This window comes from Litoreibacter sp. (assembly GCF_039974535.1).
Classification (GTDB): domain Bacteria; phylum Pseudomonadota; class Alphaproteobacteria; order Rhodobacterales; family Rhodobacteraceae; genus Litoreibacter.
This window is the reverse complement of the sequence record NZ_JBDWIU010000012.1, coordinates 134,379-155,225: the sequence shown is the minus strand read 5'-3', so window position 1 is coordinate 155,225 and position 20,847 is coordinate 134,379. Positions and strand designations below refer to the sequence as shown.

The window sequence follows — 20,847 nt, the reverse complement described above, 5'->3', positions numbered from 1 at the left end:
CCAATATGTGGCGGCTGGAAACGACACAAAATTTTGCCTAGCGATGGATCATTCCCGTCGCTAGGCTTTTCTTTGCGCCCTACATTCAGGCAACACGTAGACTAGGGGATACCGAAATGAAGCTTATTGTTTTGACCGACCCGCATCTGGTCGAAGTTGAGGGGCAAATCATTGGGCTGTCACCCGTAAAGCGCTTGCGCCAAGTGCTTGAGCACGTCGCAAAGTTCCACCCAGACGCCGCACATATGGTCGTCCTAGGCGATTTGACCCACCACGGCCGCTCCGCCCAATACGCCTTGTTGCGCGACTGTCTCGACGGGGTCAAAGCACCTGTGTCTTTAATGCTCGGGAACCACGACGACCGCGAGGCCTTCTTTGAAGCCTTCCCCGACGCGCCCCACACCGCGTCCGGCCACGCGCAGCATGTGGTGCAGCTTGGCCATCATCAACTGATTTGCCTCGACAGCTTGGACCCTAATGCCAAACCCCAGCATTCCGGCATCCTATGTGGGGATCGCATGGCGTGGTTGCGCGATGCACTTGTCGCCGCGAACGGTGCGCCTGTCACCGTGGCACTACATCACCCGACATTTTCCACCGGCTTGGACGGTATGGACGACATCCGGTTGCGCAATGACGCGGAGTTCCATGCCCTGATCGCGGAGTTCCCCAATGTGGTGCAGCTCTTATGCGGCCATGTTCACCGTACAATCAGTGGCGGCGCAAGCGGCACGCCATTTGCCACCTTCAAAAGCACCTGCCACCAATCTCCGCTGACCTTGGGCCTCAAAGGAAGCGATCATTCCATCGACGAGGCCGCAGGATACGGCATCGTCTTATTCACCGATAGCGGTGTTATCGTTCACCACGACGACCTGAGCCCACGCGGAGAGCCCACAGTTGATGGTCACTCCGCCTGACACTTTCTCAGATGGCCCAAAAGGCGTGCCCGCCTAAACCGTGCCTTCAAACGGTGTCCGGTCACCCAAGATGTAGCGCACCAAATCCACGTAATCGAAAACCAGCGAGATCAGGATCACGCCCATCACGGTGCTCAGAATGACCTTTGGGATCATCGGCAGATCCGGTTTACGCCAAACGACAATCAGGAAGAAAATAAGTGGGGTCCAAAAGACGATATGCGGAAGGCCCAGAAGTTTGACGTAACCTAGGGCGCCGTAAAGCTTCTGGGTTAGCAGGCCAGATGCAACGCTCGCGATTGGCGTGATGAGGCCAGCCCACCGCGTCGGCTTCCAAAACACCAAGGTAGCTGGCAGGATAAAGGCGCAAAGGAATAACACTCTAAGCCACATCCCGATCCAAGCGGGCTGCAGTGCGATGGCTTCTTGCATGGTCATTTTGAAACTCCAGGTTGGGTTTCGCTTATGTTGTCGGTGAGGCGATCTTCGTCAATGCCAACAGGATGTCACCACATAATTGTGAAGCCATGGGGCGTTTAATAGGGACCCTGCTTCAGCCCACAGTGCCTAATATCGCTGGGATGCCGGAATGTGCATTTACGCACCAAACCTGTCAATAACACATATAAATACGCTTCTTTAAAATGAAACTTTATATATTTCACATAGTTAACAAAAACTACCGCCAGCCACATCACGTGAATTTACGTTCCAATAACGGCTTCGCTAGTGAGCGTGAGGTTTCGTTGATATCCTCTCGCCGCTTGATCGGCCAACATTGTCTCAACACGAAACAACGAAGATATAGGAAGTGAGACACCATGACTTACACAGCAACCAAAAAAACTGCATCCGCACTCTTCGCCGCAATTATCGGCGCAAGCGTCATGCTTGCTACCCCCAGCACAGCAGAGAGCTTCAACGCTCAAACCGTCCCCGCAGTATCCTACAGCACCGGTGACGCGGTGCTCATACAAGCGAAATCAAGGTATTACGGGCACAAAAGGCATCATGGCGCATCGCGTCATCATGATTTTTCGCGACACTACGGGCATTCTCGCCCTCACCAGTCTGCCCGCAGCTACAGGCGGCTAAGCCATCTTCTGAACCTCCGTCGTAGTCGTGACAGTGGCACTTACGCGCAACAACGCACACGCAACACCGGCTCATACGCGCCCGCCAGAAGCCGGTCGCGCCTCAACCCTTATAGGGGCTAATAGAAATGAATTCCGTCCCAAACCGCTCGACGAAGGCGCCAGAAGTGGCGCCTTTTAGTCGTACGGCGCTCGAAACCCGCTGTCTCACACCTTGATCCTCAGGATTTGAGCAACAACGTCTTGTTGCCCCCGCCCGCCGCACTTAGGTTGGCTGGGAACAAGATCAAAGGACGCCCCATGCGCACACCATTTCTGCCCGCCCCCAAGCAACCTCTTCGTGACATCATCGAGGGCGGCGGCGGCTTGGGCGACCTGCCCGACTGGGATCTAAGCGACCTCTACAAGGCCCCCGACGCCAAGGAATACACCCGCGACATGGAGTGGCTGGATAAGGCCTGCGCCCAGTTCGCATCCGACTATGATGGCAATCTGGCCGATCTGGACGCCGCGGGCCTGTTGGACTGCGTGACCCGCTACGAGAAGATCGACATGATCTCTGGGCGCATCATGTCCTACGCGGGGCTGCGGTATTACCAAAACACCACCGACGACGAGCGCGCGCAATTCATGGCCAACGCGCAAGATCAGATCACGAACTTCACCACCCCGCTGGTATTCTTCTCGCTGGAGATCAACCGCATCCCTGACGAGCAGCTCGACGCGCTCTTTGCCCAAAACGCGGACCTTGCCCGCTACAAGCCCATCTTCGACCGTTTGCGCGCCATGCGTCCCTACCAGCTGTCCGATGAGCTGGAAAAATTCCTGCACGACCAATCCACCGTGGGGGCCGCCGCTTGGAACCGCCTGTTTGACGAAACCATCGCGGCGCTGCAATTCAACGTGGATGGCCAAGAGCTGAACATCGAAGGCACGCTCAACCTGCTAACCGACCCTGACCGCGCCAAGCGCGAGGCCAGCGCCCGTGAGCTGTCGCGCGTTTTTGGCGAGAACGTCAAACTCTTCGCCCGCGTCCACAACACCCTTGCCAAGGAAAAGGAAGTTGAGGACCGCTGGCGTGGCATGCCCACCCCGCAAACCGGCCGTCACCTCGCCAACCATGTGGAACCCGAGGTCGTCGAAGCCCTGCGCAACGCCGTCGTTGCCGCCTACCCCAAGCTGTCGCACCGTTACTACGAGTTGAAGCGCAAGTGGCTGGGCCTTGATGTGATGCAGGTCTGGGATCGCAACGCGCCCTTGCCGATGGAAGACCCGCGCCTTGTGGGCTGGGAAGAGGCACAAAACACCGTCATGGAGGCCTACCACGACTTCGCCCCCGAAATGGCGGGCATCGCGGAGCCGTTCTTTAACCGAGGCTGGATTGATGCAGGTGTGAAACCCGGCAAGGCCCCCGGTGCCTTTGCCCACCCCACCGTCGCGGATGTGCACCCCTATGTGATGCTCAACTACTTGGGCAAACCGCGTGATGTGATGACGCTGGCGCATGAGCTAGGCCACGGCGTCCACCAAGTTCTGGCCGCAGGACAAGGCGAATTGCTGTCCTCCACCCCGCTGACCTTGGCGGAAACGGCTTCGGTCTTTGGCGAGATGCTGACCTTCCGCAAAATGCTGTCCAAGGCCAAGACACAGGCCGAGCGCAAGGTCATGCTCGCGGGCAAGGTCGAGGACATGATCAACACCGTGGTGCGCCAGATCGCGTTCTACGACTTTGAATGCAAACTCCACGCCGCCCGCGCCGAAGGCGAGTTGACCCCAGATGATATCGGGGCGCTGTGGATGTCGGTGCAGGCCGAAAGCCTAGGACCGGCGTTTGAATACATGGAAGGCTACGATACCTTCTGGTCCTATGTGCCGCACTTCGTCCACTCGCCGTTCTACGTCTACGCCTATGCGTTCGGCGACGGCTTGGTGAACGCGCTCTATGCGGTCTACGAGGAAGGCGGCGACGACTTCCAAGACAAGTATTTCGACATGCTCAAGGCGGGCGGCTCGAAGCACCACAAGGAGTTGCTGGCCCCCTTCGGGCTGGATGCTTCCGACCCTAAGTTTTGGGACAAAGGCCTGTCGATGATCTCTGGGATGATCGACGAGCTGGAAGCGATGGAAGACTAGATTTTTCACGTTCGGCCCGCCTCTGAAACGAGGGCGGGCCGGACGTGAACGTCTTACAGTGACAAAAGTGTCTGACTTCGAGATTAGGCCCGATTAAGCCCGTGTCACAGTCCCAATTCAGTCAGGCTGGGGTGATCATCAGGTCTGCGCCCTTGTGGCCAACGGAACTTGCGATCTTCCTCATTGATCGGCAGATCGTTGATGCTCGCAAACCTCCGCTGCATGAGGCCTGATGCGTCAAATTCCCAGTTCTCATTCCCGTAAGACCGGAACCAATTGCCACTGTCGTCATGCCATTCATAGGCGTATCGCACGGCAATTCTGTTGTCGGTAAACGCCCAAAGCTCCTTGATCAGGCGGTATTCCAGCTCCTTGATCCACTTTGCCTCAAGGAATGCACGGGCTTCATCGCGGTTGGTCACGAAGGTGGACCTGTTGCGCCACTGCGTGTCCTCGGTATAGGCCAATGCGACCTTGGCGGCATCACGGCCGTTCCAACCGTCCTCAGCAAGCCGAACTTTCTGGCGGGCGGTTTCCTCGGTAAAGGGCGGCAATGGTGGGCGTGTTTCCATGGGGTGAAATTCTCCTGTCAGGTTTTAAAATTCTGATACACCCTCACTGTCTCAACGGACTTTGCGCGGCAAATAAGAACTTCGTCATCTGGATTTTCTTTCACAACATGCGCCCCGAAGTCGAGATGTGCAATAACGCCGACACAGCTCCTAACCAGTTATCACCCAGAGCAAACTGGACGCACAAAACCATACCGTCAGCAGCATGATAAGCATCGAGATTTTAGCGAGCACTTTGTTTTCTCTGAAATCTTTGTAGGTACAGACGACAATGGGAAGCAGAAGAAAGTACTTCAATATTGTTCCGTAGTTATAGAAGAACCGATCAATAGAAGTCCCAAAAAGAGGTCAGTGATTTCCTGTCCAATCCTTCGCGAAATACATAAAAAATATGCTTGTACCCAGCACGATCAGAAGTGTGTAAATTGCTGAAATCTTCATGGCTATGTAGTTATTGTGGTTTGAACATAGAAACCAGAACAACGAGGTGGCGCGCGCCAAGTGATGGCTATTTCCCCTCATGCGACCAAGCAGCAGGCATTGGTTATGTAGCAGAAAATTCACTCAGGGCTCAAAAGAGCCGCTCGCGACTACACACATGAATATCTTATTAGGAATTTTCTGTCTTCAGGTCAGACTGACATGAGAGTGTCAAAATCACCTAACACTCAACATTTCGTGTATGCCGTGTCCCAGCTCCTTGATTTCGGGCTACACTCCATCAACGCAATTTCCCGCCGTGCAGGCGTGTCACCCAGGAAGGATCATCAAGATGAGCAACAGTGAAGCGGAGACCCTCGCGCGAGCAAAAGATCGCGGCTCTCATGGACGCCAGCAAGACGACGGGGTCCTTGTCATCCGCACGGTGGCGATGCCTGCCGACACCAACCCAGCGGGCGACATCTTCGGGGGCTGGATCATGTCGCAGATGGATTTAGCCGCCGGAAACATGGCGGGCCGCGTATCCCAAGGCCGTGGCGCTACCGTCGCCGTTGAAGCCATGCAGTTCCTGCGCCCTGTCAAAGTCGGCGACGAAGTCACGCTTTATGCGACACTGGTGAAGGTTGGCAGAACCTCGATGCGAGTGCATGTGGACGTCTGGGCGCGCGCCCGCTTTGCCAAGGATGGGGCTAAGGTGACCAGCGCTGACTTCGTCTTTGTGGCTCTCGACGATGATGGCAACCCGCGCCAGCTTCCCGATACCTAAGGCGTCTCGCACTACCCAAAATCGTGCAGCGTCCCTTGGATCACCGAGGGACGCTGCAACTTATCTAATGGCACTCACGCGGCAACAGCGCATCGGGAAATCCCTGAAGGCAAACCGGCCGCAAGAACCGCCTGATCGCCATGGTCCCGACCGAAGTCGCCCCGAAGTTCGTGGAGGCGGGGTATGGCCCGCCGTGAACCATCGCGTCGCTGACCTCGACCCCCGTTGGAAAGCCATTCATCAACAAACGCCCTGCTTTACGTTCCAACACAGGCAGCAGGCTTTGTGCCGCCGCGTGATCTTCTGTGTCCAGATGCAGCGTGCAAGTTAACTGGCCCTTCAGGCTGCGTGCGACGTCCTGCATCTGAGCCGCGTCTTTCACGCGAACGACCAGCCCGAGGGGGCCAAACACCTCCTCCTCCAGCTCATCGTTGGCCATCCACTCTGCCCCTGTGGTCTCAAACAGAAACGGGCTGGCCTCGCGCTTGCCGCAAGTCGTGGACAACAGCGTCTTTACGCCCTCTGCGCCCCCAAAGCGTGTCTGCCCAGAGCGGTACGCCTCCGCGATCCCGTCGGTGAGCATAGTTTGCGGCGCAACCTCCTCCAAGGCAGCTGTCGTGGCGGAAATAAACGCATCCGCGTCAGGCCCGTCGATGACAACCGCCACGCCGGGGTTGGTGCAAAACTGCCCCGCCCCCATGGTCAAAGATCCCGCCCAAGCGGTGCCAATGTCTTCGCCCCGATTTGCCAAGGCGGATGGCATCATAAACATTGGATTGACCGAGCCAAGTTCGCCAAAGAACGGGATAGGCGTGTCGCGTTGCGCACATAGATCAAACAGCGCGCGCCCCCCAGCCAGTGATCCGGTAAAGCCCACCGCGTTGATCAACGGGTGCTGGACAAGTGCCGCCCCCATCTCGCGCGCGCCGTCTTGAATTAGCGAGAAGACGCCCGCATGCACACCGCAGCTTGTGATCGCCGCGTTGATGGCTTCGGCGATGATCTCGCTGGTGCCGGGGTGTGCGCCGTGCCCTTTGATCACAACAGGACACCCCGCCGCCAAGGCCGCCGCAGTGTCCCCACCAGCGGTCGAGAACGCCAGCGGGAAGTTGGATGCGCCAAACACCGCCACGGGCCCGATCGGACGTTGTACCAGTTTCAGGTCAGGCCGTGGGATCGGGGCACGATCAGGCAGGGCCGCGTCGTGGCGCAGGTCAAGATAACCACCATCCAGAATATATGAAGCAAACAGGCGAAGCTGCCCCGTGGTGCGTCCGCGCTCCCCTTGCAGGCGGGCTTCGGGGAGGCCGGTTTCTTGGGTGCCAATCTCAGTGATCGCGTCAGCGCGTGCCTCGATCTCATCCGCAATCGCGTTTAGGAACTCCGCGCGGTCTTGGGCGCTGGAATAGCCGTAGCTCCAGAATGCCTCCTCGGCGGCTTGGCAGGCGGCGTCGACATGGGCGGATGTGCCAACCGAATATTCATGAGATGGCCCATGGGCGGGCGTAGAGGCGGTGCTGGCGTCCCCGTCTACCCAGCTGCCTGCGATAAGGTGTTTTCCGTGCGGTTTAAAAGTCATGTTGCGTCTCGCATTCTTGTCTTGGAATTGGTCATTTGTAAGCGCCGACTTAGGAGCGGTTGGCTTTCCATTCTTCGAACTCGGCCAAGTTTTTCTCGTCCGTCGCGGGGTATAGCCCGATGATGCTCGCCCCTGCCTTTACCTTGCTCAGCACAAAATCCTCATAGGCGGTCATTTCTGTCGCCTCAATGGCGGCCTCCTCGGCCAAATGGGCGGGCAGCACGATGATGCTGTCATCATCCCCCACAAGGATATCGCCGGGAAACACGGGCGCGTCGCCACAGCCGATGGGCACGTTGATATCAATCGCCTCGTTGATAGTCAGGTTGGTCAGGCTCGCGGGGCGGTGGTGGTAGGCGGGCATCTCCAGCTGGGCGATGCTCATCGCGTCGCGAAACCCGCCATCGGTGACAACACCCGCGACGCCGCGCGCCATCAGTCGCGTCACCAGTATATCGCCCGCCGAAGCCGCATAGGCGCTTTTGCGGCTGTCCATCACCAGCACATGTCCCTCTGGGCACATTTCGACGGCGTGGCGTTGCGGGTGCTTGGGGTTGCGAAATTCGATCAACTGGTTCCGGTCTTCACGTGCCGGCATGTAGCGCAGGGTGAACGCAGGACCGACCATGTTCTTCCCCTTTTGCGACAGGGGGTGCACGTCTTGGATCACTTGATTGCGCAATCCACGTTTGTACATGACCGTGCAAAGCGTCGCGACGGACACTTTCTCGAGCATGGCTTTGGTTTCGGGCTTTAGCGGGTGCTCGGTCATCTAGGGGTCCTCCATCTGCGGGTCGGGTGGTAATTTCGTTCCTCGCGGCAGAAATGTAAATTTCACAATTAGATTGCTGCGATACATAAAATGTATCAATTATACCTCTCAATTCCCCTGCATAACGAGCACTTACATGGTCCAAGGACAGTTTGAATTCTTCCAAATGAGGTGTTTCGTTGCCGTCGCCGAAGAGCTTAGCTTTCGCAGAGCAGCGGAGCGCATGAACATGACGCAACCTCCTTTATCCAGACAAATCAAAATCTTGGAAGAACGTGTTAACCTCACCTTGCTGGAGCGCAACAACAGACATGTTCGCCTCACCTCCGCTGGCGAAAGCTTTTACCACAGCGCTATCGACATCATTCAACGCGCAGAGCACGCGATCCTGAATGCCCGTCAGGCGGAGCGCGGTGACGTTGGGAACATCTCCCTTGGCTTTGTCCCCTCTGCCGCGATGAAATTCATGCCATTGATCGCCCAGCGCATGGCGCAAGAGCTTCCCAACGTGGGCCTGACCCCGATTGAAATGATGGGCTACGAGGTGATTGAATCTCAACGCTCCGGCCGCATCGATCTGGGCCTGACGCGAATGGAGCAGCCTCGCGGCGAGATAGAGCGCACAAGAGCGGTCAGCGAACCTTTCGTCATGGCCATCCCCATAGGGCATCACCTGGCGACAAAATTCGACCTTTCAATCAACGACTTCGACGGGGAACCTTATGTCTCCTACACCAAAGACAGGGGCGGCTTTTTGATGGAGACGATGGGCGCGTTATTCTCGTCTTGCGGGATAGTGCCTGACACCAAAATGGAGGCCAGCCAAACCCACGCAGTGATCAGTCTGGTCAACCACGGCCTTGGCTTCGCCATCGTGCCCAAGTCGGCGCAAGTTATGCAGCTAGAGAACATCGTCTACCGCGATGTAAAGCTCCCCAAGCAGTTCCGGTCGGACATGTATCTTGTGTCTCGCTCCGGCCAAAAGTCCGCCGTTCGTGACCGCGTGAAGGACTTGATTATCGACGTCTTGGCAGAGTTTCGCGTGGAAGGTTAGCTAGCACACCTCAGCGGCGTCGCGGCCTGAAAACCAGCACGACCTTGGCCACGGCAACAAGTACCAGCGCGCATAGGGCGGCTTTGGTTATGGTCTCCATTGCGCCCTCAATAAGCAACGCGTGGAGCGTGCTGCCAAGCGCTATCACAACCGCCAACCCCAGATGCAGACCACGCCATGTGTGGGGCTTAAGCCTCAACCTACGTCGCCCCTTCGCAACGAGGGCCGTCGTAAAAACGGCCCACATGGCCACAACGCCCCAGACGGAAAAGGATGTGGGTGAAGTAAAGGTTAACGCGTCGATGACGTCAGGCGGGCTGGTGATCCAAAGCCCTGCGACGTGTCCCACGACACATAAAACCAACGCGCCGCCGATAACGCCGTGCGCGCCTCGTCCACGTCGCGCCTCAAAGCCGGGCAAATACCCTGCCACCAACAGCGGCTGAATAAGCAATAGCGCCATCGCAAAAATACCCGCAAATCCCGCGAAGATGTAAATCGGTCCGCGCCACGCCAAAAACGGGCTAAGGGCGGCGGCCCCGATGGGCACCGCCACAACGGCCAAAAGACCGCCCCATATTAAGATGCTACGAATGCGTCCGCCCTGCCCGCTAGACCGGCTGAAGGACGAAATCCACGTTCAATGTGGTGTCACGGGAGTTGGACATAACAGGGCGTAGGAACACGGTCTCGAACCCCTCACCCTCGAACGCCAGATGCCCATGCGCCTGCCCAAAGGCTGGCACGATCTGCGGCATCTCCAGACGGAAGTTGCCCTTCGCATCGGTCAGGGTCGCCCCGTGGCTTTGCGCGTCACGCTCGTGGCCTTCGGTGGTATGCGCCCAAATCTGGATGCGTTGTCCCGAAAGCGGGGCACCATCGCCCGCCCTGAGCACGCTGCCCGTCATCCAAAACCCGCCGCCGCCAATCCGCTCCACTATTGGGGCACCGGGCTGGTAGTTGTTCGATCCACCGCGCATCGTCGGTGTTGGGGCCAATCCTTGGGCGCGTGCCGGCAGCAAAAGGCCGGACACGGCTGTCGCGGCCAGCGCACCTGTCGTCGCCAATAGCCCACGTCGGGTGGTGTTCAAGTCTGACATAGCATCCTCTCCTTTACCGTGGCGAAATCATAATTGCTTTGCGCTCGATTGATAGGGAGCGGGCGCCAATGCGGCAAGTCAGAGTTTCACAGTTCTGTGAGAACCTGATCATCATGGCCCCAATCCCAAAATAATTTATCTTTGGACCTGCTTACTTCGATGCCCCTTTGCCGGACGAACTAGACATTGAGAGCAGCATAGGTTTCGCCTAGGGATAACAAATGAACATTCTTGCTATTTCTGGAAGTGGCCGCGAGGCCTCCACCAATACAGCCTTACTTAGGGCCGTCTCGAAAATCGCTCACCCAACTCATGAGGTGGTCGTGTTTTCTGGTGTAGCCGAACTACCAGTATTCTCACCTGACGCCGAGAATGGCCCTCTACCACAGCCCGTTCAAGCCTTCGCCGACATGATTAACAAAAGTGACGGGTTGCTCTTCTCAAGTCCCGAGTATGTCAGGGCAATTCCTGGCGGCCTGAAGAACGCAATCGACTGGCTCGTATCCCGAGACGAAATCATCGCAAAGCCCATAGCGTTGATGCATGCTTCTCATCGGGGTGACGATATGCTTGCTCAACTGCGGCTGGTTTTGTCTACCGTCAGCGATAGGTTCATGCTCGACCCTTTCATCGCCTTCGATCTTCTCAAGCTATCTCCCGATGAAATACTTCAAGAACTGATGACCTCAGAAAACCGCGCGAAAGTAGAAGGTTTTATAAAGGATTTTACAGCCCGTTGTTCATGAGCATTAGCGAAAACCCGAAGGTCGTTGCCCCCAATGCCCCGCGCTGCCAAACTGATCGCAGCCAAGCAACAGCAGACGGGTAACGATCCATGACCAGAGACGAGTACAACGCATTTTGCGCCTCCCTGCCCGCGACCAATCATGTGGTTCAATGGGGCAACTCGGACGTCTGGAAGGTCGGCACCAAGCTGTTTGCCGTTTGCGGCTGGAACGATGGTAAGGACGCGTTCACCTTCAAGGTGTCCGACATTGCATGGGAAATTCTACCCGACATGCCCGGTCTACGCCCTGCCCCGTACTTGGCCTCGCGCGGCATGAAATGGATACAGCACTACGAGGAACCCGGCCTGTCCGACACCGAGCTCAAAGCCCATATTGAGGCCTCATACGACATGGCCAAATCCAAGCTCACCAAAAAGCTGCGCGCAGATTTGGGGATCTAACCCGCAGCCGCAAAGACCGCATCGATCAAAGCTTGCGTCCCCTTAGCGTCCTCCAGCGACCACGGATAATCCACGCCCGTCCCAACCGAAGCGCAGAAGGCCTCCACCTGATTGACGTAGTGGTTCGCCGCAGGGAAGCGCTCCATGCGGATATCCCCACCCTGATGCACCTCAATTTGCGCCATGCCGTAGACATTCGGATTGAACGGCGCAGTGAGTTTGATCAGGCCTGCGTCCCCGTGAAAGACTACCTCTTGGAAGGGCTGCATCCGCGTGGACACGTATCCATTATAGGCCGCCCCTGCGATCTGCCCCTGCACGCGTGACAATGTATCCACCCCTGCCACTCGTTCAATCTGGGCCGAGATTTGCTCAAACTCCGCCCCCAGTACGTAGCGCGCGCAGCCTAAGGCATAGACACCAATATCGGGCAACGCACCGCCGCCCAAATCCGCCTTGTTACGGATATTGTCAGGGTCGCGGTTGTCATATGAAAACGCGCAAGTCAGCTGTTTCAAGTCCCCCACAGCACCATTCGCCACAAGCTCCTTCGCCCGTTGCCACTGCGGATGATGGACGATCATATAGGCCTCGGTCGCCATCAGACCTGTGCGATCCCGCGCCTCAATCAAGACGTCGATGTCGCTTGCCTTCATGGCCACGGGCTTTTCTATCAACACATGCTTCCCAGCGGCCATCGCCTTCAGGCCCCACTCCACATGCAATGTATTGGGTAGCGGTATGTAGACCGCATCAATCCCATCATCTGCCAAAAGCGCGTCGTAATCCGTGTGGCGCTTGAGGTCCGGAAACTTGTTGGAAAACCTAGAGAATTTGTCGTCAGAACTGGTCGCCAACGCCGTTAATCGCGCCCCACGTGCGGAGTGTATTGCGGGGCCCATATGCTCAAAGGCAAAGTTTGCGGCACCTAAGACACCCCAGCTCAACGGTTTCGTCATGATCATCTCCTCCAACGGTTTCGCTGAAGGTTAGTGCCTCAACCGTCGCCCGCCAAGCGCCCATCGAGGGCGGCGCGAATAATATCGCGCGCGCGCGCATAGTCCGCCGCGTATTCGCGGTCGCTTGCTTCGGCAGCACTCGCACTAATGCGTTCTTGCAAGTCGCGTTCCGCCGCAATCGCGCCTTCGGACACGACGTCCATAATACTACGCCCCGACGCGTTGACCGCAGTCGGGTCCGCCCCAGCCGCCAGCAAAGCTTGCACAATAGAAACATCGCCTCCCGCAATCATCAAAGGTGGATACCCCGGCATGAAGCTTTGAGACACGTGTGACGGTGGGGGAGCATCCGGATCAGCCCCATGCGCCAGCAAACTTATCGCCAACTCTGGCTGCCCATTTAGCAACGCCAGATGCAACGGCGTGAGCCCCATCTGGGTGGTGCCCGCCACCAGCTCGGCCGGAAGCAATTTCAACATGTTTTCCGCATCCGACGCGCCTGCGAAGTAATTAAACGGTGAGGCCGCCGCATGCAGCACGTTATAGCCGCGCTCGCTGCGCACTTTGGGATCGGCACCATGGGCCAAAAGCAACTTCACCATTGAAGGAACTGCATCCATATGCCCCGTGGCCCAAATTATCGGCACCGCACCGTAGCGCCCTTGCGGGGCGTTGAGGTCTAAATTTGGGTGGGCCGTCAAGAACGCCTGCGCCGAAGCGACACTGCCCTTCAGCATCAAGTCTCGCAATTCTTGGTAAGGTTGGGGCAGTACGTCGACCTCGAAGCTATCCACGTCATCCGTCACCATGTCGAGAACCTGACGGGTGATCAATTCCTCAAAGCGGCCATTATCCCCGACCTGCAACGCCAGTTTCATCTCGGTATAATAGAGATCTAGTGCCTGCATCTTCGCCTCACTCATGGCGGCGGGATGCTTTAAGGATCGGCGCCCTTCATTCAGGTAAGCCCCTGTGACACTTAGACAAAAAATCGTAAACAACACCACAGGCGTCACGCGCGAATACATCATTCAACCACCAATTCGATCACTTCTTACTTAATCCGGCACAGCCCTTCGCCCCGCGACCACGAAAAAGGGCCGCGCATTGCACGGCCCTTGTCTCAATTCAGTTTGGCAAAAGTTAGGCGCTCTCAAGCAGCCCCTTGTCCGCCGCCAATTCACGCATGCGCTCTTGCAACTTCTCAAAGGCGCGGACCTCAATCTGGCGGATACGTTCGCGCGACACGTCATATTGTGTCGACAACTCTTCCAACGTGATCGCCTTCTCTTGCAAGCGGCGTTGCACCAAAATGTCCTTCTCGCGGTCATTCAGCACGTCCATGGCCTCCGCCAGCAATTCGCGGCGGGTTTCCATCTCGTCTTTGGCCTCATAGTCGCTTGCTTGGTCAGCGTTCTCGTCTTCCAACCAATCTTGCCACTGCGTAGCACCCTCGCCGTCAGCCGAGACCACCGCGTTCAACGATGCGTCCCCGCCAGACATCCGGCGGTTCATCGAGATCACTTCTTTCTCGGTCACGTTCAGGTCGTTGGCGATGCGCGATACGTTTTCAGGGCGCAAGTCACCCTCTTCCAACGCACCGATGCGATTCTTGGCTTTGCGCAGGTTAAAGAACAGCTTCTTTTGCGCCGACGTCGTGCCCAGCTTCACCATGGACCACGACCGCAGGACGTATTCCTGAATGGAGGCGCGGATCCACCACATTGCATAAGTCGACAGGCGGAAGCCCTTCTCTGGGTCGAACTTTTTGACCGCTTGCATCAGGCCCACGTTGGCCTCCGAGATCACTTCAGCCGTCGGCAGGCCGTAGCCGCGATAGCCCATAGCGATCTTCGCCGCGAGGCGCAGGTGGGACGTGACAAGCTTGTGCGCCGCACCGCTGTCCTCGTCATCTGCCCAACGTTTGGCCAGCATGTATTCTTCCTCAGGTTCCAGCATCGGGAACTTGCGGATTTCTTGCATATAGCGGTTTAGGCCCTGTTCAGGGCTTGGAGCTGGTAATGATGTGTAATTCGACATAGTGCGTGCCCCCCTTAATAGGTGTGCCAATACGGATAATGAACATATGAGCAGGTTGCGCCCTACTCAAGTTTTTGCAGCGCACATACACTGTGCGCCTTTCTCAATAGTTAATGTAGGAAGCCCGAGGTCGTTCGTTAAGGGGTATGTTACGACTATTCACATAAATGTCAGGAAATTAGCCCAATTCCTCTAAAAGCGCTTGAAAATCAGGCGGCAAAACCGCCTCAAACCGCATCATTTCACCAGAAACAGGGTGTTTGAACCCCAAAGTGGCCGCATGAAGCGCTTGACGTGGGAAGGCTCGGATCGCCTCTTGTGCCGTCTCTGGCAGCGCATTTTTGGCCAATTTCCGCCGACCACCATAAACTGGATCCCCCACGAGCGAGTGCCCGACATGGGCCATATGCACGCGAATTTGATGCGTGCGGCCGGTTTCCAACCAGCACTCCAGCAAGGACACCACAGGCGGCGTGCCAAAGCGCTGCAACAGCCGCGCCCGCGTCACCGCATGACGGCCCGTGTTTTTCACCACCGCTTGGCGCTGGCGGTCGGTCTTGTGACGCGCAAGGTTCGCGATCACGCGCAGGATGTTGCCCTGCTCAAACGCCACCCCCGGCAGGCCGTTGATGCGCGGGTCGGATGCCTCAGGCACGCCGTAAACAAGTGCGTTGTAGCGCCGCTCAACCGTGTGCTTCTCGAACTGCTTAGCCAGTCCCTGATGCGCAATGTCGGTCTTGGCCACGACCAATAGCCCCGAGGTTTCCTTGTCGATACGGTGCACAATGCCCGGTCGCTTCTCCCCGCCGATCCCCGACAAGCTGTCCACGCAGTGATGCAGCAAAGCATTCACCAAGGTACCATTAGGCGATCCGGGTGCCGGATGTACCACCATGCCCGCGGGCTTGTTGACCACGATCAACGCGTCGTCCTCATAGATCACATCCAGCGGGATATCTTCGGCCACGGTGTCGTAATCGACCGCTTCACCAATGGTGATCATCCAAACTTGGCCCAGCTGCGCCTTGGTTTTGGGCTGATCCACAATCACCCCGTCCAGTGACACCGCACCTTGTTCAATTAATTTGACCAAACGTGAGCGGCTCAGCTGCGCCTCCACTGGTGCAAACAAGGCCAATGCCTTATCAAGGCGCGCAGGCGGGGCGTCAGTGATCTCGACCGCGATAGTTTGAGGCGACATGGACAATAATCCCGAAATTCCGGCGGAAGAGCCCGCCAACCTAAAGTTCTTGCGACGCTTGGTAACAACCCTGACCGCAACGATGATTGTGGGCCTTGTAGTGATGATTACATTGGTTGTCATCCGCTTGAACGCTGGTGCGCCGGACATCGCCATTCCAGACTACATAACCTTACCCGACGGCACTGAAACAACCGCCTTCACGCAAGCCCCCACATGGTACGCGGTGGTGACATCCGACAATCGGATCCTGATATTCGATCGCGACAGCGGCGAGCTCACGCAGGAAATTAAGGTAAACTCTCGCCCATAGGTTCAGAGCGTGTCGTCGATAACGGCGCACGGACATGCGCAAATCTCTTCACGGATCGCATCAACTACCAACTTGAAGGGGGATGGTACCGCCTCCCCGGCTCGAACGGGGGACCCCTGGTTCCACAAACCAGTGCTCTAACCAACTGAGCTAAGGCGGCACACTGCGTGGGATTTACCCATAGGTGTGAGCGATTGCAAGACCGCTGATGCGAATAATTCGCCGAATTTGAAATTCCCTTCCGCACCCGCCCCTTGCCTCGCGGCGGCATCAGGGCTACCTCAGGGTCACGCCAAGACAAAGAGGGTCCTATGGGTATCAACAGCGAAAGCGAAATCGCCGGTAACTTGCAAATCGGTCCAACCACCGACGGCATGGTACGTATCTATGTCGAGGCCGACGGCGTTGAGCTGCCTTTCGATTTTGAGCCCGAAGAAGCCGAAGAAATTGCCGAAGAAATTCGTGCGGCCGCAGCTGGCGCCCGCACGATGTCCAAAGGCAAGTAACGCTAGTTCAAGCAGACGCCATTGCGGTAGCTGCCCACTTCGCGCACCACCTTGGACGGGGCCGCCTCAATGCGCCGCCCTGTCAGCTCGGAGCGCAGCACCCGCCCCACCAAATCCGTCAATGCCGTGACGCGGTAGCAAGACACAGTGGGTTCTTGGTGGCCGTAGCCCACGCCGCTGTCATCGGTTAGGAACATGTAGCGGCCACCCGTTTGCACCGCCGCTTGGCGCATGAGGTATTCCGCCTCAGGCCCAACCCCGCTGGCCCCAAGCCCAAACACTTGGATTCCCTTAGACGCCGCCTTGCGTGCCGCTTGCAGGTAGGTTTTGGCGCGATTGTTATGCTCCGGCGCATCGGCGACGTGGATCATCAACCGCTCCCCCTTACCACTTCGCCATTGCATACCAGCCGCCGAGGCTAAAGCTCGACCAGCCGCCTCAGGGTAGTCCCCGCCACCGCCCGCAGACTGCTGACGCAGCCAACCTTGCATCTGCGACTGTTGCTTGGTGAAGCCATAGTTTTTCACCACATACGCATCCCCATCATCGCGGTAGACCACCAAACCATAACGAATATCGACGCCACTTGCCGCCCGCTTGGCCTGACGTGTTAGCCCCTTCAATTCCTTGGTCAGCCACGCCAATTCATCCGCCATTGACCCCGTCGTATCCACCACAAACACCATATCCAAGAAGTCCGGCTTCCAGTCCCCACTAAACGGCAGTTGTACCTGCGCACGCTGGCCAGTCTTCAGGCGTTGCACCATGGGGGCACCCTGCTCCTCTGGGATCGCGCGCAACTCGACCTCGCGCAATAGCCCTGCCCCAAGGCTCGCCGGAAAGACCGAGATCATGCCGTCCACGCCCGAGTATCCAGAATAGAACGGCTCCTGCGCACCCGGCTTGCGCAATGTGATCCGCACCCCCGGTGCAGGTTTGCCGTCGGCCCCGCGCAACTGCGCCAACACGGGCGTCGACAGGTTCGCCATCGGCAGTTTTAGCTCTTTGCGCGATTTGGCCTGATAGCGGGTGAAGGCCGCGAGGTTCAATGCGTCGTCAATATCGCCCGCTGTGACAACGCCGCGCCGCGCACGCCCTGAATTGCGAGACGGAGGCAAAGGAACAGGTGCCGGTGCAATTGTCGGTGCAATTGTTGGCGCGACCTTAGCGCTTGCGGGGGCTATTGCCGGCTCAATCAACACAGGCTCACTTAACACCACTCCTTCTGGCATGTCACATGCGGACAAAATGGCACTGGTCACAAGGGCCATGCAGGGAATCATTCGGGGAAACACTCTGGGGGCTGAAAATGTCTTGATCATGGGGAACTCCAATCAATGTGTACCTTGCACATATTTCAAATTCGCTTGCTGCCGTCAAGAAAAATGTGCATATTGCGCATATGTTGGATTTGCTAGATGCCCTCCTCGCCCCGTTTGCCCGCCTCATGGTAACCCTCGGCGTCCCCTTCCCCGACTTGGCGGAGCGCCTGAAAGCGCATTATGTCGAAGCCGCACGTGAAACCTGCGATGGGAAACCAACCGACAGCCGCCTGTCAGTGATGACCGGATTACAGCGCCGCGACGTCGCCCGCTTGCGCGACTTCCGCCCCAATGAGCCGCGCCTGACCCACCTGTCACGCCTTGTCTCCCTGTGGCAGACCGAGGCGGATTACGCGGATAAACCCCTGCCCAAAAGCGGCCCCGCCCCGTCATTCGAGGCGCTGGCATGGGAAGTGCGCCGCGACGTCCACCCGCGCACGATGTTGGACACGCTGATCGCCGCGGGGACAGTATCGGTGGACGGCGAGACCGTGACCTTGGTTGAGACCTCCTACCAACCGCTGGCGGGGTCCGAGGACCAAATGGCCTATCTCGCGCGCAACATGGGTGACCACCTGAGCGCTGCAACGGTCAACATCACCTCCGACGCGCCGCCCTATTTTGAGCGCGCGGTGCATTACGCCGCCCTCTCGCCCGACCAAGTCGCCACGCTGGAACAGCAATACCGCGACGGGCAAATGCTGTTGCTTGAGAAGCTCAACAGCCAAGCCGCCGCGATGAAGGCGTTGCCAAGCGATGCGTCTCCCGTCAGATTCCGTGCAGGCGGATATTTCTACTTTGAGGACGCAAAATGAAGCGGATAGCAGCGGCGATCTTGGCACTGACTTTGGCAGGGTGTGCCACCCCCGAATACCTCATCCTTGAAGAACCGATTATCGCCGAGACCACCGTTGAGGCCGCCCCACACGCGAAGGTTGAGGAATGCGTTCCCGGCGAAGACGACGGCATCGGCGGCACCGGATGCTCGGTTGATTAAGGGGCCACTGAGGGTAACCCACGGGTTACCCAAGCCGTGCGCCGTTAACACTTTTCTTGTGTTAAAACAGCCGAACGAACCGAACGGCTTTACCTATGTTTACAATGAGTTAACTCAATCAAATCAAAATCAGGCTGGATTTGATGTGATTAGGCAAGGCGTCTAAAGTCTGGGTCGCGCATCTGGTTTAGCCTCAACGCGGCAACGCGCCCGAATTTTTGCGTTAGCACCCTGCGTCGCGCTCCGGCCAGCTTATCTTCAGGGCACATCCGAACGATCTCGGCGTCATAAGCATCAGCGATAATCAGACCTGTGGTGTCGGGCAATAGCTCGGTTGGGAAATCCCCATCCACCGCCCAAAAGTAGCGATCACACCATTGCAAATAGCCGTGCCACTTGGTGTCAGACTGGAAATCCGCGCGAGAAGATTTGCATTCAACAACCCACAACTCCCCTTTCGGCCCAAGGCCCATAACATCCACCCTTTTTCCGCGCTCGGGCGTAAATTCCTCAATGCAAGCAAAGCCATGCGTTGTTAGGTGGCGCGATACACCTCGGGCCAAAAGCTGACCGGGTTGCAAGTTAAATGGCGGTTTCAAGGGCATTCAAGGAATGTGAACAAAACGTAAACATAAATCAACTAAAATGAATCACTTGACGCGATACCTTTTGGTTTCATATATAAATGATACCAAATAGTTTCACTTACAGGAGAGCCCCATGCGCTTCCCCCTACTCGGCTTGGCAACGCTGATTACACTGCCCGCATTTGCAGAGCCACAGATTACCAATCTCCCGACGTCGCAACTCGATTGGCAAACCACCCCTGAAGGGGTCGCCTTCGCCGCACTTGAAGGAAACAGGTTCGAGAGCGCCTATATGGCCATGGTGCGCCTCCCTGCAGGCCTAGCCAGTCCGCCCCACGTGAAAACCGCCAATATGTTTGGCATCGTGGTGGAAGGGGAAATGACACATGTCGCCCATGTGAACCCGCAAACAGCACCCGTTTTATCGGCTGGGGCATTCTATAAGATCCCGAAAGACCTGCCCCATGTCTCCAGCTGCGTATCGGACGTGCCTTGCGTCGCATTCCTGTATCAGGACGGCCAGTTTGATTTCCTTCCCGTAGGCCAGCCATGATCACAGAACAACCCACCTTCAAGGCCCTCGCCGACCCGACACGCCGCGAGATACTGCGCCAATTGAGCGAGACCGACATGACCATCGCACAAGTCAGCGACAACTTTGACATGACCCGCGCCGCCGTCAAAAAACACCTCACTGTACTAAATGACGGCGGATTGATCACCGTCCGCACCCGAGGGCGCGAGCGCGTGAACGCCCTGAACCCCGAAGGCTTCGCCCCTGTGCGCGATTGGCTCAACTTCTTCGAGCAGTTCTGGGACGACCGCCTTACCGACTTGAAATCTGCCATTGAAAAGGACCACTCCGATGACTGAGGCCACCATTCGCAAATCCATCTACCTTAAAGCCCCCAAAGCCACCGTTTGGGATTACCTGACAGAGCCGGACAAGCTGGCCATTTGGTTCCATAAGCCCAAGGTCGCATTAGCTGACGGGCAAGAGTACGCCATGTATGGAACAGAGAGCGGCGACAAGCTGATGTGGGGGAATGTGGTGAAAGCGCAGCCACATGACTACCTTGAATACACCTTCACAATCGCCCCCATGGGCGGTGCCACCAGCTCCGTCAAATGGACGCTGGAAGAGGTGGTGGGAGGCACGCGCCTGTCGTTAGAGCATTCTGGCCTGCCGCAAGGCGAGGACGCATTTGGCCTGACATTGGCATTGGATAAGGGCTGGGACGATCATCTGGGCCGTATGCGAGCCGATGCCCACGCCGATTAGAGCCGATTAACATCGTCCCG

General features: G+C 57.3%; 25 protein-coding genes and 1 tRNA gene. 13 read left to right on the top strand and 13 right to left on the bottom strand.

The window, feature by feature from the left end; genetic code table 11:
- The first annotated feature begins 116 nt into the window (after nucleotides 1-116).
- Nucleotides 117-920, top strand: a complete 804-nt coding sequence (locus ABJN86_RS13730; protein WP_348363511.1) for a phosphodiesterase — start codon at nucleotides 117-119, stop codon at nucleotides 918-920.
- 33 nt (nucleotides 921-953) lie between these two features.
- Here the strand turns inward: ABJN86_RS13730 and ABJN86_RS13725 are convergent, their stop codons facing one another.
- The gene (locus tag ABJN86_RS13725) at nucleotides 954-1,358 is read right to left on the bottom strand and encodes a hypothetical protein (protein WP_348363513.1); all 405 of its coding nucleotides are present in this window, start codon (nucleotides 1,356-1,358) and stop codon (nucleotides 954-956) included.
- A gap of 956 nt (nucleotides 1,359-2,314) precedes the next feature.
- Here ABJN86_RS13725 and ABJN86_RS13720 point away from each other — a divergent pair.
- The gene (locus tag ABJN86_RS13720) at nucleotides 2,315-4,147 is read left to right on the top strand and encodes a M3 family oligoendopeptidase (RefSeq protein ID WP_348363515.1); all 1,833 of its coding nucleotides are present in this window, start codon (nucleotides 2,315-2,317) and stop codon (nucleotides 4,145-4,147) included.
- Between the two features lie 104 nt (nucleotides 4,148-4,251).
- On the opposite strand, the gene ABJN86_RS13715 is transcribed toward ABJN86_RS13720, so the two are convergent.
- Complete coding sequence (locus ABJN86_RS13715) at nucleotides 4,252-4,719, bottom strand: nuclear transport factor 2 family protein (RefSeq protein ID WP_348363516.1); 468 nt, start codon at nucleotides 4,717-4,719, stop codon at nucleotides 4,252-4,254.
- 871 nt (nucleotides 4,720-5,590) lie between these two features.
- Between ABJN86_RS13715 and ABJN86_RS13710 the strand changes: the two genes are divergently transcribed.
- A complete protein-coding gene (locus ABJN86_RS13710) occupies nucleotides 5,591-5,926 on the top strand; it encodes an acyl-CoA thioesterase (protein WP_348363784.1) in 336 nt (111 codons plus the stop codon).
- 64 nt (nucleotides 5,927-5,990) lie between these two features.
- On the opposite strand, the gene ABJN86_RS13705 is transcribed toward ABJN86_RS13710, so the two are convergent.
- Both ABJN86_RS13705 and ABJN86_RS13700 read right to left on the bottom strand, forming a co-directional pair.
- Entirely contained in the window at nucleotides 5,991-7,505 is a 1,515-nt protein-coding gene (locus tag ABJN86_RS13705; protein WP_348363517.1) for an aldehyde dehydrogenase (NADP(+)), read from the bottom strand.
- A gap of 49 nt (nucleotides 7,506-7,554) precedes the next feature.
- The gene (locus tag ABJN86_RS13700) at nucleotides 7,555-8,277 is read right to left on the bottom strand and encodes a ribonuclease activity regulator RraA (RefSeq protein ID WP_348363519.1); all 723 of its coding nucleotides are present in this window, start codon (nucleotides 8,275-8,277) and stop codon (nucleotides 7,555-7,557) included.
- A gap of 136 nt (nucleotides 8,278-8,413) precedes the next feature.
- On the opposite strand from ABJN86_RS13700, the gene ABJN86_RS13695 reads away from it, so the two are divergent.
- Complete coding sequence (locus ABJN86_RS13695; RefSeq protein WP_348432276.1) at nucleotides 8,414-9,331, top strand: LysR substrate-binding domain-containing protein; 918 nt, start codon at nucleotides 8,414-8,416, stop codon at nucleotides 9,329-9,331.
- Nucleotides 9,332-9,341: 10 nt separating this feature from the next.
- Here the strand turns inward: ABJN86_RS13695 and ABJN86_RS13690 are convergent, their stop codons facing one another.
- A complete protein-coding gene (locus ABJN86_RS13690) occupies nucleotides 9,342-9,887 on the bottom strand; it encodes a ferric reductase (RefSeq protein ID WP_348363786.1) in 546 nt (181 codons plus the stop codon).
- Between the two features lie 55 nt (nucleotides 9,888-9,942).
- Nucleotides 9,943-10,431: a twin-arginine translocation pathway signal gene (locus ABJN86_RS13685; RefSeq protein ID WP_348363521.1), complete on the bottom strand. Its 489-nt coding sequence runs from the start codon at nucleotides 10,429-10,431 to the stop codon at nucleotides 9,943-9,945.
- A 221-nt stretch (nucleotides 10,432-10,652) separates the two neighbouring features.
- Here ABJN86_RS13685 and ABJN86_RS13680 point away from each other — a divergent pair, with 221 nt between their 5' ends.
- Complete coding sequence (locus ABJN86_RS13680; RefSeq protein ID WP_348363523.1) at nucleotides 10,653-11,177, top strand: NADPH-dependent FMN reductase; 525 nt, start codon at nucleotides 10,653-10,655, stop codon at nucleotides 11,175-11,177.
- 89 nt (nucleotides 11,178-11,266) lie between these two features.
- Complete coding sequence (locus tag ABJN86_RS13675; protein WP_348363524.1) at nucleotides 11,267-11,620, top strand: MmcQ/YjbR family DNA-binding protein; 354 nt, start codon at nucleotides 11,267-11,269, stop codon at nucleotides 11,618-11,620.
- Here ABJN86_RS13675 and ABJN86_RS13670 read toward each other — a convergent pair.
- From ABJN86_RS13670 to ABJN86_RS13655, 4 genes are all read right to left on the bottom strand, one after another.
- Nucleotides 11,617-12,579 (bottom strand): Gfo/Idh/MocA family oxidoreductase, encoded by a 963-nt coding sequence (locus ABJN86_RS13670; protein WP_348363526.1) that lies wholly within the window; start codon nucleotides 12,577-12,579, stop codon nucleotides 11,617-11,619. The two genes, ABJN86_RS13675 and ABJN86_RS13670, sit on opposite strands and share 4 nt — an antisense overlap.
- Nucleotides 12,580-12,617: 38 nt before the next feature.
- On the bottom strand, nucleotides 12,618-13,610 hold the full coding sequence (locus tag ABJN86_RS13665; RefSeq protein WP_348363527.1) for an ankyrin repeat domain-containing protein: 993 nt from the start codon (nucleotides 13,608-13,610) through the stop codon (nucleotides 12,618-12,620).
- A 112-nt stretch (nucleotides 13,611-13,722) separates the two neighbouring features.
- A complete protein-coding gene (gene rpoH / locus ABJN86_RS13660) occupies nucleotides 13,723-14,619 on the bottom strand; it encodes an RNA polymerase sigma factor RpoH (protein WP_348363529.1) in 897 nt (298 codons plus the stop codon).
- A 178-nt stretch (nucleotides 14,620-14,797) separates the two neighbouring features.
- Nucleotides 14,798-15,820, bottom strand: coding sequence for an RluA family pseudouridine synthase (locus ABJN86_RS13655; protein WP_348363531.1), 1,023 nt, complete (start codon nucleotides 15,818-15,820; stop codon nucleotides 14,798-14,800).
- On the opposite strand from ABJN86_RS13655, the gene ABJN86_RS13650 reads away from it, so the two are divergent.
- Nucleotides 15,819-16,133 (top strand): DUF6476 family protein, encoded by a 315-nt coding sequence (locus ABJN86_RS13650; RefSeq protein WP_348363532.1) that lies wholly within the window; start codon nucleotides 15,819-15,821, stop codon nucleotides 16,131-16,133. The two genes, ABJN86_RS13655 and ABJN86_RS13650, sit on opposite strands and share 2 nt — an antisense overlap.
- 83 nt (nucleotides 16,134-16,216) lie before the next feature.
- Here the strand turns inward: ABJN86_RS13650 and ABJN86_RS13645 are convergent.
- Nucleotides 16,217-16,293, bottom strand: a tRNA-His gene (locus tag ABJN86_RS13645).
- Between the two features lie 151 nt (nucleotides 16,294-16,444).
- Between ABJN86_RS13645 and ABJN86_RS13640 the strand changes: the two genes are divergently transcribed.
- The gene (locus tag ABJN86_RS13640) at nucleotides 16,445-16,639 is read left to right on the top strand and encodes a DUF6324 family protein (protein WP_348363534.1); all 195 of its coding nucleotides are present in this window, start codon (nucleotides 16,445-16,447) and stop codon (nucleotides 16,637-16,639) included.
- Between the two features lie 2 nt (nucleotides 16,640-16,641).
- On the opposite strand, the gene ABJN86_RS13635 is transcribed toward ABJN86_RS13640, so the two are convergent.
- Entirely contained in the window at nucleotides 16,642-17,910 is a 1,269-nt protein-coding gene (locus ABJN86_RS13635) for a vWA domain-containing protein (protein WP_348363536.1), read from the bottom strand.
- Between the two features lie 68 nt (nucleotides 17,911-17,978).
- Here ABJN86_RS13635 and ABJN86_RS13630 point away from each other — a divergent pair, with 68 nt between their 5' ends.
- Both ABJN86_RS13630 and ABJN86_RS13625 read left to right on the top strand, forming a co-directional pair.
- The gene (locus ABJN86_RS13630; protein ID WP_348363538.1) at nucleotides 17,979-18,776 is read left to right on the top strand and encodes a DUF6502 family protein; all 798 of its coding nucleotides are present in this window, start codon (nucleotides 17,979-17,981) and stop codon (nucleotides 18,774-18,776) included.
- On the top strand, nucleotides 18,773-18,958 hold the full coding sequence (locus ABJN86_RS13625; protein WP_348363539.1) for a hypothetical protein: 186 nt from the start codon (nucleotides 18,773-18,775) through the stop codon (nucleotides 18,956-18,958). The genes ABJN86_RS13630 and ABJN86_RS13625 overlap by 4 nt, the downstream gene beginning before the upstream one ends.
- 149 nt (nucleotides 18,959-19,107) lie before the next feature.
- Here the strand turns inward: ABJN86_RS13625 and ABJN86_RS13620 are convergent, their stop codons facing one another.
- Nucleotides 19,108-19,563 carry an MmcB family DNA repair protein gene (locus ABJN86_RS13620; protein ID WP_348363541.1) on the bottom strand — a complete coding sequence of 152 codons (456 nt, stop codon included), beginning with the start codon at nucleotides 19,561-19,563 and terminating at the stop codon, nucleotides 19,108-19,110.
- 115 nt (nucleotides 19,564-19,678) lie between these two features.
- On the opposite strand from ABJN86_RS13620, the gene ABJN86_RS13615 reads away from it, so the two are divergent.
- Genes ABJN86_RS13615 through ABJN86_RS13605 form a run of 3 tightly spaced genes read left to right on the top strand, consistent with a single transcriptional unit; the run spans nucleotide 19,679 to nucleotide 20,827 of the window.
- On the top strand, nucleotides 19,679-20,098 hold the full coding sequence (locus ABJN86_RS13615) for a DUF4437 domain-containing protein (RefSeq protein WP_348363543.1): 420 nt from the start codon (nucleotides 19,679-19,681) through the stop codon (nucleotides 20,096-20,098).
- On the top strand, nucleotides 20,095-20,418 hold the full coding sequence (locus ABJN86_RS13610) for a metalloregulator ArsR/SmtB family transcription factor (RefSeq protein WP_348363544.1): 324 nt from the start codon (nucleotides 20,095-20,097) through the stop codon (nucleotides 20,416-20,418). Before ABJN86_RS13615 ends, ABJN86_RS13610 begins: the two co-directional genes overlap by 4 nt.
- Nucleotides 20,411-20,827 carry an SRPBCC domain-containing protein gene (locus ABJN86_RS13605; protein WP_348363545.1) on the top strand — a complete coding sequence of 139 codons (417 nt, stop codon included), beginning with the start codon at nucleotides 20,411-20,413 and terminating at the stop codon, nucleotides 20,825-20,827. The genes ABJN86_RS13610 and ABJN86_RS13605 overlap by 8 nt, the downstream gene beginning before the upstream one ends.
- Nucleotides 20,828-20,847 lie beyond the last annotated feature (20 nt).